Annotated in this window: 8 protein-coding genes and 2 pseudogenes; 4 read left to right on the top strand and 6 right to left on the bottom strand. The window is 49.5% G+C overall.

Annotated features, from left to right (window positions below):
* Nucleotides 1-188 precede the first annotated feature (188 nt).
* A pseudogene (locus tag G7Y39_RS13615) lies at nucleotides 189-392 on the top strand (site-specific integrase); the annotation flags it as partial.
* Between the two features lie 200 nt (nucleotides 393-592).
* Here the strand turns inward: G7Y39_RS13615 and G7Y39_RS03520 are convergent.
* A complete protein-coding gene (locus G7Y39_RS03520) occupies nucleotides 593-1723 on the bottom strand; it encodes an ATP-binding protein (protein ID WP_165155127.1) in 1131 nt (376 codons plus the stop codon).
* Nucleotides 1724-1981: 258 nt separating this feature from the next.
* Nucleotides 1982-2431: a YhcH/YjgK/YiaL family protein gene (locus tag G7Y39_RS03515; RefSeq protein ID WP_165155125.1), complete on the bottom strand. Its 450-nt coding sequence runs from the start codon at nucleotides 2429-2431 to the stop codon at nucleotides 1982-1984.
* Nucleotides 2432-2646: 215 nt separating this feature from the next.
* Here G7Y39_RS03515 and G7Y39_RS03510 point away from each other — a divergent pair, with 215 nt between their 5' ends.
* From G7Y39_RS03510 to G7Y39_RS03500, 3 genes and pseudogenes are all read left to right on the top strand, one after another.
* On the top strand, nucleotides 2647-4860 hold the full coding sequence (locus tag G7Y39_RS03510) for a cation-translocating P-type ATPase (protein WP_165155123.1): 2214 nt from the start codon (nucleotides 2647-2649) through the stop codon (nucleotides 4858-4860).
* A gap of 15 nt (nucleotides 4861-4875) precedes the next feature.
* Complete coding sequence (locus G7Y39_RS03505) at nucleotides 4876-5082, top strand: heavy-metal-associated domain-containing protein (RefSeq protein ID WP_165155121.1); 207 nt, start codon at nucleotides 4876-4878, stop codon at nucleotides 5080-5082.
* An 18-nt stretch (nucleotides 5083-5100) separates the two neighbouring features.
* Nucleotides 5101-5283 (top strand): annotated as a pseudogene (locus G7Y39_RS03500) (hemolysin III family protein); the annotation flags it as partial.
* Nucleotides 5284-5375: 92 nt separating this feature from the next.
* Here the strand turns inward: G7Y39_RS03500 and G7Y39_RS03495 are convergent.
* From G7Y39_RS03495 to G7Y39_RS03480, 4 genes are read right to left on the bottom strand one after another with little or no spacing between them, the layout of a single operon-like run.
* Entirely contained in the window at nucleotides 5376-6695 is a 1320-nt protein-coding gene (locus G7Y39_RS03495) for a TldD/PmbA family protein (protein ID WP_165155119.1), read from the bottom strand.
* A gap of 1 nt (nucleotide 6696) precedes the next feature.
* Nucleotides 6697-8232, bottom strand: a complete 1536-nt coding sequence (locus G7Y39_RS03490; protein ID WP_165155117.1) for a TldD/PmbA family protein — start codon at nucleotides 8230-8232, stop codon at nucleotides 6697-6699.
* Complete coding sequence (locus tag G7Y39_RS03485; protein WP_165155115.1) at nucleotides 8222-9463, bottom strand: anaerobic sulfatase-maturation protein; 1242 nt, start codon at nucleotides 9461-9463, stop codon at nucleotides 8222-8224. The genes G7Y39_RS03490 and G7Y39_RS03485 overlap by 11 nt, the downstream gene beginning before the upstream one ends.
* 24 nt (nucleotides 9464-9487) lie before the next feature.
* Nucleotides 9488-11254 carry a glycosyltransferase family 39 protein gene (locus G7Y39_RS03480; protein ID WP_165155113.1) on the bottom strand — a complete coding sequence of 589 codons (1767 nt, stop codon included), beginning with the start codon at nucleotides 11252-11254 and terminating at the stop codon, nucleotides 9488-9490.
* Nucleotides 11255-11272 lie beyond the last annotated feature (18 nt).

Here is an 11272-nt window from a genome sequence, read left to right as displayed (position 1 = left end):
GACCCTCCGCCTTGTAGCGAATGTAAAAGTTTTCAAAATCTTCGTTGCTGTAATACATAATTTATCAAGATTAATGTTACAGCCGCGAATGTAGTCGGTTTTACTCAGGCTGTGCTTGGACGCTTACGCGTTTTGCGGTGCTATGCTATCTCTTTTCTTTAGAGGAAAGGTATGAAAAAATTGAGAAGCCTTTCCGCAGCATCATCTATACTGCCATCAACAACGGCTGGCTGCCGCGTGACCCATTCTATGCCTACCATATCACGAAAGAGGAAACAAAACGCGGATTTCTGACAAAGGAGGAAATCACCCAACTCATCAACGGCACGTTCAAAAAGAAAAGCTACGAGCTGATACGAGACCTTTTCATCTTCTGCACCTTCACCGGGTTGTTTAAAATTTGATAGTATTGAAGTCTGAAAATCGACTCCCGAAAATCGAGTTGTTCTTCAAGACCGGTTCTCTTAAAAAAGACATCCGGATGAAAAATCGAACGACACATACGCTTTATAGTAAGCGTTCGGTGAAAGCCGACTTTCCCCGGACACTTACGCCTGTTCGAGTGTGGTTTGATTCCTATTGTTTATAAATATTATACAAATTCCAAATAGTTATCCCTGTTCACGACATGGAACTCGGCATGGGGATATGCTTCTTGAAACACTTTCGGAACATTGGGCATCTTGTTCCCCCATTTGAACTCCAAAGCCGTCAAGCTGTCTGCACTTTCTTCGATCAAATCTATTTCCTGCTTGTCATAGGTTCTCCAAAAATAGAACTCCTTGTGCAATCCTTCGTTGAAATTCGCCTTGCGCCGTTCTCCGATGATGTAATTCTCCCACAATGCACCGACATCCTGCCGAATGGCCAGCGGTGAAAATGCACCGATAATCGCATTGCGGATTCCATTGTCGTAGAAATACCATTTCCCTGCTTTCGTAACCTCCTTACGGAGATTTCGCGAGTAAGCTCCCAGCCGATAGACGACAAAAGCCTTCTCCAACAGGTCGAGGTATTTTTCAACGGTCGTCTTGCTCATACCGAGCTGTTTGCCCAACTCCTCGTAAGAGACATCGCTTCCCAGCTGGAAAGCGATAAGCCGCAATAGATCACGCATTTTGCTCGAATTTTTTAACCCATCGATCGCCAAAATATCTTTCAGCAAATATGCCCCGACAATATCGCGCAGATAGTCGGTCTTGCGCTCGTAATTGTCCATCATTACCACCTCCGGATAGGAGCCGTAAATCAATCGCACTTCGAGGTTCTGACGGGTTTCGAGTGCCGTTTCCGTATGCGCGATTTCCGGTTGCGAGAAAGGCGTTAGCAGGAACTGCGTACTTCGGCCGACCAACGGCTCACCCGCCTTATTCAGAAGATCGAATGAAGACGAACCGCTGGCCAATACGCTTAAGCCCGGTATTTCATCGACGATCAGTTTCAGTATACTGCCGATTTGAGGGATATTCTGCGCCTCGTCGATAGCCAACAGGTCGATGCCCTCTAACAAATGCCTATAATTGGCAACCGAGCGATTTTCCAACAAAGCCAACGTATCGTAATCCTCGCCGTTAAGCATCATCGTTCGACCCGGGTAGCTATCCACGATTTTGCGCATCATCACCGTTTTGCCCACACGCCGTGCCCCGAAAATCAATACAGCTTTATTGGGTGCGATTCGTGCCGTAATCTTCTCTTGGAGTATTCTGTTTATCGTTTCCATATCTCAATCAATCCTTTTTGCAAATATACTCATTGTTTTCTTCAATGACGATTTTTTCACAAAAATCATATTCTTAAATGGTGATTTTTATAATAGGATCATTTATAACTACTGCCAATATGCGGAGGTTCCAAAGTCGTTGGTCAGTATACTCCGGTATGTGTACTCCCCTTCCCACAGGTCAGAGGTATTGTCCGTCCTCCCTTGTATGACAAGCCTGTATGACTTTCCCTTGTGGAATAGATAAGGTATCTGATACTATTGAACCGGAATCTTGATAACCACCTTCCGGATATTACCTTGGCCGATACCCGGGGCGTGCCCGTCTTCTGGGAAATAAATGGCGAATTGCCCGGGATAGATTTTCGTATAGGCGGTAGGTTTGTCAATATAAAAGGCAATATCTTGTTCCTCGTTGTATGGAACAGATTCCTCTAACAATTGATCTCCGGGTTTCCATCCGATTTTCTCTACGCCTAACAAGGGGAATTGGATATCGATGAACTTCTTATGAGTCTCGATGGCTGCTTCTGATTTCTCCTTTCCGAAGAGGCTGGCGACGCTAACCGTGAAACCAGCATCTGCTATCTCGTATTTACCATCTTCCATTTTTGAAAAATCAGTAGACTTAATATAGTCAAAAGCCTGCTTGAACAGCGGATGGATACATTCGACCCGCTTAGAGTTCTCAAATGAGTCTAGAATCATATCGTTATTACGTTTTAGTGAGTGATCTGAAAATCGTTACAAATGTCGGGTATTTCCCTGTTAAATAATGGTCATATTTCTCAAATAAATCTATTGAGTTCCTCGGCTTCTTAACGTACGTAAATACTGTTTTGCAAAGTTTGCAATCTTGTTGCAATCCTATTTATCGTATCTTTGTCGTTCGTTTAAATATAACTAAACAGGAGATACGATCTATGCAAGATTTGGAGACAATTATATTACCGGTTCTCGAGATGAGTTGTGCCGTATGTGCCAATAACGTGGAGAATACGGTGAAGGGACTTCCCGGCGTGGAAGAGGCATCGGTGAATTTCGCGGCGAATATGCTTTCTGTCAAATACCATCCATCCTTGATCACCCCTCTGAAAATGAGGGAGGCCGTGCAGGCGGCCGGATACGATTTGGTCGTGGAGGAAGAGGATCCGACGGCGGTACAGGAAGAGAAGGCACGAGCGCATTACCGGAAGCTACGCCGGAATACGATTGGAGCTTGGGTACTTTCTATCCCGCTGGCTCTGCTGAGTATGGTATTTACGCATACGCCCGGCGGTAGTTGGATCATGATGGCGCTGGCCTTGGTGATTATGATCGGGTTTGGGCGGTCGTTCTACGTGAATGGTGTGCGCCATGCGTTGCACGGTAGTGCCAATATGGATACACTGGTAGCGTTGAGTACTTCGATCGCTTTTCTGTTTAGTTTCTTTAATACCGTATATCCGCGGTTCTGGTATGAGAAAGGATTGGAGCCGCATGTCTATTATGAGGCATCCGGCGTGATCATAGCGTTCGTCCTGTTGGGTAAGCTTCTGGAGGAACGGGCGAAGAACAGCACTTCTTCCGCTATCAAGAGCTTGATGGGATTGCAGCCTAAAACCGCCCGTCGTGTGAAAGATGGACAGGAGGAAGAGGTCTCTATCTCGTTATTGCGGGTGGGAGATCTTGTCAGTGTCCGTCCTGGCGAGAAGATCCCGGTGGACGGTACGGTGTCTCAAGGTTCCTCTTCCGTGGATGAGAGTATGTTGAGTGGTGAACCGATTCCTGTCGTGAAATCACAAGGAGACCGAGTCTTGGCCGGGACGATCAATCAAAAGGGCGCTTTCTGGATGGAGGCGACCGGGGTGGGGAGCGCTACCGTATTATCGCAAATCGTGCAAATGGTACAAGCTGCTCAGGGAAGTAAAGCGCCCGTGCAGCGTATCGTTGATAAAATAAGTGGTATATTTGTACCGGTCGTTGTCGGATTGGCGATACTTACTTTTATCGTCTGGCTGGTGGCAGGAGGAAGCGGGTGCTTCTCGTATGCCCTCTTATCGGCGGTATCGGTATTGGTGATCGCTTGCCCCTGCGCGTTAGGACTTGCTACGCCAACCGCCTTGATGGTCGGGATGGGTAAAGGAGCCGAGCATCATATATTGATCAAAGATGCGTTTGCCTTGGAAAACCTTTGCAAGGTGAATACCGTCGTGCTGGATAAGACCGGGACCTTGACCGAGGGCGTACCCGAGGTGACGGACTCTTTCTGGATATCGGAGGCAAGCCGGGATATGCTGGATATTCTTTACACCGCAGAGATGAAATCCGAGCATCCCTTGGCGTCCGCTATCCTCTCATGGTTGAAAGGGACGGAGGCCGCGGAGATCGACGCTGATAGTTTTGAAAGCGTAACGGGGCGTGGGATCCAGATGCAGGTGTATGGCGCGACGTATTGGGTAGGAAGCAAAGGCTTCTTGGAAACCTTCAAGGCGATGGTCCCGCCTGAGGCTGGCCGGAAAATTATCCGGTGGGAAGAGGATGGCAAGAGTATCGTTTATTACGGCAGGAAATCGGAGCTGCTCGCGGTCATGGCTATTTCGGATCGGTTGAAACCCACATCGGGAGAGGCGGTGGAGGCCTTGAAGAAAATGGGTGTCGAGGTTCATGTATTGACCGGCGATGGGAAACGGACCGCCGAGACCGTGGCGGCCCTGCTGGGTATCCGTCATTATAAGGCGGATGTCTTGCCGAACGATAAAGAGGAGTATATCCGTTCCTTGCAAGCTGCCGGAAAGAAAGTGGCGATGGTGGGGGATGGTATCAATGACTCACAAGCCTTGGCTCGTGCGGACGTGAGCATTGCGATGGGTAAAGGAACGGATATCGCTATGGATGTGGCGATGGTCACGTTGATTACCTCGGATTTGATGTTATTGCCGGATGCGATCCGCTTGTCGAAACGTACGGTTCGCTCGATCCATCAGAATTTATTTTGGGCATTTATCTATAACTTGATCGGAATCCCATTGGCGGCGGGCATCTTATTCCCGGTAAACGGTTTGTTGCTGAATCCGATGTTGGCAAGCGCCGCGATGGCTTTCAGTTCCGTGTCGGTGGTATTAAACAGCTTACGGTTGAAATGGAGTAAACTTTAAATAATAAGAAGAGATATGGCAACATTAAAATTTAAGACAAACGCCAAATGTGGCGGATGTGTAGCGGCTATCGGCGCTAAGTTGAATAAATTGGTAAAAGAAGATGCATGGTCGATCGATTTGAAATCCCCGGATAGAACATTGACTATAACGACCGATCTTCCGGCGGAGACCATTCTTTCCGCCGTATCAGAGGCTGGTTTCAAGGCCGACGCCTTGTAGTCGTAACGATCCGGATGGATGGGAAAACAAAGACAGACTCATGGTGAGGAAGTAGCGAATGTGCTTACGCATGGTGTGGGTGTGTTGTTCGGCTTAACGGCGATTGTCGTCTTGATGATCGCCGGAGTTCGTACGGGTGACCCACGGGTAATCGGTAGTTTCGCCGTTTATGCGTTGTGTATGACCTCCTCGTATGTGACTTATAGCGATTTATAATTTGGCGTAAGAAAAAAGAGAGAAGGCGGACTTCAAAAATAGTCCGCCTTCTCTCTTGTCTTGTTCTGTATTACTTTTTACAATCCGCTAAAATCGACCTCATTGAAAAGCAAGGAGGGGATTCGCCAGCTGGAGGATAAACGGGGGTCGTTTCCGACTTCCGCCAGGTTACTCCACAGGGAGAGCATATTGCCCGTGGCGTTCATCTCGGAGATCGGCTGGGATAGTTTACCACTCTCGATCAAGAAGCCTTCCACGCCATACGAGAAATCGCCGGTCGTACTATTACAGTTTCCCCCGTTGAAACCAGTCACTAATATGCCTTTGTCGATAGAGGCGATCAATCCGTCCAGATCCTTATCGCCATGCCGCATGGTAAGAATCGAGGGAGAACCGATCGTCTGTCTCACGCCCATCTTGTTGGCAGAATACGTATCGATATAATACGTATCCAATATACCCTGCTCGAATACCGGAAGGTGTTTTGTGGCGACACCCTCGCTGTCGAAATAACGTGCGCCGGAGGCCTTTACCAAATGAGGCTCATCTATCAAGGTCATCTTGTCGCTTGCTACCTTTTGGCCGATCTTATCCAATAAGAAAGAGTTCTTTTGCTGGATGGAGGAACCGTAAATGGCTCCGATTACCGGAGAAAGCAGACGACCGGAGTTCATGTTATCCACGATCATGGTGTATTTACCGGATGCCACTTTCCGCTGTCCCAGTTTCCGAAGCACCCGTTCCAGCGCTTTCGTGCCGATACCGGTCTTCACCAGCTCATCATAATACAAAGACGAGTCGTACCAATAAGACTCGGGACGGGCGTCGCCCTCCCCACGGATGCTGACACTCCCCACCAAGCCATAAGAGGAACCGGAAGCCTCGCCTTCAAAACCGTTGCTGGCTACCATATACTTAAAGTCCTTCTCGTCGCTGTAGGAAGAGCCGGCGGAGATGATCCGGTCGTCCTTGCCCATGATCTCCTCACAGACGCTCATGGCCAAGGCTACCTTATCGTCCGGTTGCACGGAGTCGAAATCCGGGTCGATCAATCGCAAGTCCGCCGCTCCACCTTTGTAATATAAGGAAGCGTCCGGCAGCGTGCGGGCCTTGTCCTCGGCGAGGAAACGGGTGGCGGCGATACCCTCTTTGATGAACTTCTCAAGCTCTTTCTTATCCAATCGGTTGGTGGAGTAGGAGCCGTAGCGACCGTCCGCGAACAGATGGATCGCCAGGCTGTTCTCGGATGCCTGTTGCAGGCGGTCTATTTTCATATCCCGTATCTCAAACGAACTGCTGGAGCCATTGTAAAGCGTGACACGTGAGGACTGGCAACCATTCTTCAAGGCATATTCCATGGCCCATTGGGCTAATTTCTTATTCTTGTCTGTTATCATATTAGTTTTCTCCTCCTACTGTAAGTTTGCTGACTAAGGCCGACGGCATACCGCAGGTTACCGGGCAAGACTGTCCATCCTTGCCGCAGGTCCATGTGCCGTTGTCCATTTTATAATTATTACCCACCATCGTGATATCCGCCAACGCTTTCGGGCCGTTACCAATGATGTTGATATCCTTGATTGGTTGGGTGAGCTTGCCGTTCTCGATCAAGTAACCATCCTTCACGAAGAAGGTAAAATCGCCCGCCCCGATCTGTACCTGCCCATTTGTGAAGTTGGCGGCATAGATACCTCTCTTTACGGTAGAGATGATCTCTTCTTCCGTTACGTTGCCCGCCTCCATATATGTGGCACGCATACGGGGAATAGGCACCTGGCGGAAAGACTCCCGGCGGCCATTGCCCGTGGAGGGGATACCGTAATGTTTGGCGCTGATACGATCGTGCAGATAACTGGCCAAGACTCCTTCCCGCACGATATAGGTCTTTTGCCCGTCCACGCCCTCGTCGTCGATATTGACCGAGCCCCGGTTGAAGGGAATCGTGCCGTCGTCTACCACGTTGATATGCTCGTTACAAACTTTCTTGTTCAGTTGATCGGAGAAAATGGAGGTGTTCTTACGGTTGAAGTCTGCCTCGAAGGCATGACCGATCGCCTCATGCAATAAGATACCAGAACCTCCGGCGCCCATTACAACGGGCATTTCCCCTCCCTTTGGCTTGATCGCCTGGAATAAGATGGAGGTCTTATCCACCGCCTCCTGAGCAAGCTCGTTGATCAGGTCGTCCGTCAGGAATTCCGCTCCCATGCGGAAGGCCCGTGCGGCGTACGAGTTCTCGATCTTCCCGTTATCCTCCATGATACAGACGGCACTCAAGGCGCTCATCGGGCGATAATCGTAATAAACCTGCCCTTCCGAGTTGCAGAATAAGATATGAGAGGTCGTATCTCCCAAAGAGGCCATCACCTTGGTGACCCGCTTGTCCTTGGCGAAGATCTGATCGTTCAGTTTCTGCAAGAAAGGCATCTTGTCATTGATGGCGATCTCGTCCCAAGGTGTTTGTACGCTATAGAAATTGCTCGTACACGTTTTTTCCGTCAGGTTTATCGGGGCGGTGTCCGCCGATCCGGTGGCGATCCGCGCGGCCGTATGAGCCGCTTTCAGCATCTCGTCCAAGGTGACGTTCTCTACGTAGGCATATCCCGTTTGGTCACCCGCCAAGACGCGTACGCCCATTCCAAAATCGATGTTTGATGAGGCTCGGTTTACGGCACCATCCTGCAACCCCACGTTGTTCCTGTATGAATGCTCGAAAAACAAATCGGCATAGTCTCCGCCTTTCTCCAAGGCTGCCGCCAATACCTTCCTCAAATCCTCCTCACTCACCTTGAAATAATTCATGGCGAATGAGATACCTGCCGCTTTATCACGCTCACTACTACCGGTGCAACTTCCCAGCAGGGAAGGAGCCGCTAATGTCCCAAGCATAACCATACTTCCTGTTTTAATGAAATCACGTCTGTTAATATCCATATTGTTGTTGTTTAGCCCAATCCATCACGTTTGCGGGTGGACGTTGATTCAGTAACTCGTTTTTCATAAAATCCATGTAAGGGGCTACGTGCTTGAAGAATTTCTTGTATCCCTTACACAGGTAATTTAGTCCCGGTTCCCCGTCCGGCGTATGGAGGAACCTGTTTTTCGGGCACTCCCCGTGGCAGGCGAACAGATACTCGCATGCTTTGCATCGCGTAGGGAGCTTGTCTTCTTTATCCGTTCCAAACGTTTGTTGTGCCGGACTGTACATCATCTCCGTTAATGTCTTTGTTTGGATATTCCCGCGTTTGTATTCCCGGAATACGAAATGGTCGCAAGCGTACACGTCGCCATTGAACTCCATTACCCCGGCGTGGCCGCAATGGCGGGCCAGGGTGCATACCCCGGGTCGCTCGCCGACCCAGTTTGCCAAGGTGGAATCGAACAATTGGATGTAGAACTTACCGACATCCTCCTTCAGCCATTCATCGAACAAGGCGCACAGGAAATCCCCCCATTTCTCGCTGTCTACCGAGAACGGAGCTAGCCTGATCGCCGCGTCTTGCTCCTCGGGAGCGGATAGCTTGGTCCCCTCCTCGTGCCGGCCGATACGCTCCACGATCGGGGCGAACTGGATGAAACGGCAATCCAGTTCCTTGAAGAACTGATAGAATTCCAGCGGATAATCCACGTTATAGTCATTCACGACGGCCATGGCGTTATACGCCACCCCATGTTTTCTCAACAGCCCGATTCCCCGCATCACCTTATGGAAAGAGGGGAGTCCCTGGCGGCTCCTACGGTATTCGTCGTGGAACTCTCGCGGGCCATCGATGGATACGCCCACCAAGAAATTATTTTCCTTGAAGAATTGGCACCACTCATCATTCAATAGGGTGCCATTGGTCTGGATACAGTTATCGATTCGCCGTCCTTTCGCGTATTTACGTTGCAGCTCCAGGGCTCTTTTATAGAAGCTGATCGGCCGCATCAACGCCTCGCCTCCATGCCACGTAAACAAGACCTCCCGCAGGGTTTGGCATTCCATGTATTCCTTGATGAATTTCTCGAGTATCTGATCCGTCATGATGTGATTCTTCACCTCCGGATAGAACTTGCTTTTCTCAAGGTAATAGCAATACTCGCACGCCAAATTGCAAACAGAGCCTACCGGTTTTAACAGGATGTAGAGAGGCTTGGCGAAAGGGGAAATATAGGGGGCATTCATCGTATACGATCAGATATTATATTTTTATTTCAACTCGAACTCGCTAAGCACGATTCTTTGTTTTAGCTCGCTGAACGTTTGATCGGACACCGTCAGCGTACGGAATATATAGTTATTCCCGTAGGCGGAAAGTACCTTTTCCATCTCCTTTTCCCCGATCAGGAAATAGCCTTTGGCGGGTGTTTCTTTATCGAAGTCATGGAAGATATTCCCCATATAGAAGTTTAAACCGTACAGATTCCGATAGATCCGAAGGTTGTTTACGACGTATACATTCTCTTTATTCAATGGATACTCTTTCAAGATACGTCCCGCGAAAACACGGCAGGAATCTCCCTCTCGAATGCCTCTCATCAGGATACCGTCGATTAATAAATTAACCGAGAATGTCAGGGCTATCGTGGCGTAGAGAATCTTGATATTTATTTTCTTGAACATTTGGTAATAGACCGTTCCCAGTACCAATAGATTTACGAAGATAATACCCATCGTAAGCGCGCTGGGGTGAACCCATACGTTTGATGCCATCCGTACCATCTCCAAGGTCGACGTGTCTCGCGTATATTGACCGACGATGCCGACGGGGTCGATAATTCCGGATACCGTGAGCAAGATCGCTATCATGACGACACTTGCCGCGGAGACTAAAAAAGCGGCGAACATCCGGGTCGCTTTCGTACGGTATTCTGTGATATACAAGGCGTATTGGGCCAAGAACAAGGCTATGAACGGATAGGCCGGCATTATATATACGCTCCGTTTGCTGGAAGGGATCGAATAGAAGAAAAGGATGCCGACTAAGGCGACCAAACTAAATAAACGGACTTTTTCCATGGAACGGACGCGCCTCCACGTGTTCCTCAGGATCTCTTTGACAGGTCGCTCAGGCTTGCTGAGCTTCAGCCCGAATAGGGAGAAGAAAAAGAAAAGGGTCCAAGGTATAAAGCCGGCCGCCAACGTCATGAGATTGTACCAGACGCCATTCTCATGTCCCAGGTCATAGGAAATCCCGGGGGTCTCCAGGTGCAGGAAGCGGGCGAGATTCTCCGCCAGTATGACATTGAGAAACTCATCTCCCCCCTGTTTCCACGCGGCGGTATACCACAACATCGGCAGGAATAAAGAGGAAATTCCCGCGTATAGTAAAGCCTTGAATATCGTAAGGTAACTGTATTGGCCCAACATCAACAAGTAAATGCCGAATACGAACAGGGGCAATACCACGCCTACCGGCCCTTTGGTAAGCACGGCGCATCCCAGCAGCAACGGTATGAATAGGGGAAGCCCTTTCAACTCCAGCTTTTCTTCCCACCGGTATAGCTGGAAAAGGCCTATGACCATGAAAGTAGTGAGCAGCATATCCACCCGGGTCGTCATGGCCGCCCGGTGTATCTCTACGCAGGTGACCAACAGGAGGGTGGCGATGAATGCCTCCTGGAACTTTACGATCCGCTTGCCGAAAAAGAGCAACACGAATCCGGCCAAGACGATAAAGGCCAAGGCGGACGGCAAGCGGGAGGTGAACTCGGTGACGTGTCCCTGCGGATAGGAGAAGGCCGCCATCAACCAATGCGCCATCGGCGGCTTGAAAGCGAACTCGTCCGCGTAGGATCGCGGCAAGACCCAGTTCCCTGTCTCAAGCATGGAGATCGCCACGGCCGCCTCCCGGGGCTCCCCCTTGGTGGAAAAATCGCCGAGTCCGATCCAGGGTAACACCGACAGGGCGCAGATGATTACCATCAGGGTTACCGGCTTTTGCAAGTAAAGATATTGAAGTGTAGGTGTACGCATAATGACATTTAATGTATA

Source organism: Parabacteroides sp. ZJ-118 (genome assembly GCF_011038785.1).
In the GTDB taxonomy this organism is placed as follows: Bacteria; Bacteroidota; Bacteroidia; order Bacteroidales; family Tannerellaceae; genus Parabacteroides.
Note: the sequence above shows the minus strand (reverse complement) of the source record. Positions and strands in the feature narration are given on the sequence as shown.

Bases quoted from the DNA above. Each gene is read 5' to 3' on its own strand.
- G7Y39_RS03485 (WP_165155115.1), bottom strand. From the start codon at position 9,463: ATGAATGCCCCCTATATTTCCCCTTTCGCCAAGCCTCTCTACATCCTG.
- G7Y39_RS03510 (WP_165155123.1), top strand. From the start codon at position 2,647: ATGCAAGATTTGGAGACAATTATATTACCGGTTCTCGAGATGAGTTGT.
- G7Y39_RS03490 (WP_165155117.1), bottom strand. From the start codon at position 8,232: ATGGATATTAACAGACGTGATTTCATTAAAACAGGAAGTATGGTTATG.
- G7Y39_RS03505 (WP_165155121.1), top strand. From the start codon at position 4,876: ATGGCAACATTAAAATTTAAGACAAACGCCAAATGTGGCGGATGTGTA.
- G7Y39_RS03480 (WP_165155113.1), bottom strand. From the start codon at position 11,254: ATGCGTACACCTACACTTCAATATCTTTACTTGCAAAAGCCGGTAACC.
- G7Y39_RS03495 (WP_165155119.1), bottom strand. From the start codon at position 6,695: ATGATAACAGACAAGAATAAGAAATTAGCCCAATGGGCCATGGAATAT.
- G7Y39_RS03515 (WP_165155125.1), bottom strand. From the start codon at position 2,431: ATGATTCTAGACTCATTTGAGAACTCTAAGCGGGTCGAATGTATCCAT.
- G7Y39_RS03520 (WP_165155127.1), bottom strand. From the start codon at position 1,723: ATGGAAACGATAAACAGAATACTCCAAGAGAAGATTACGGCACGAATC.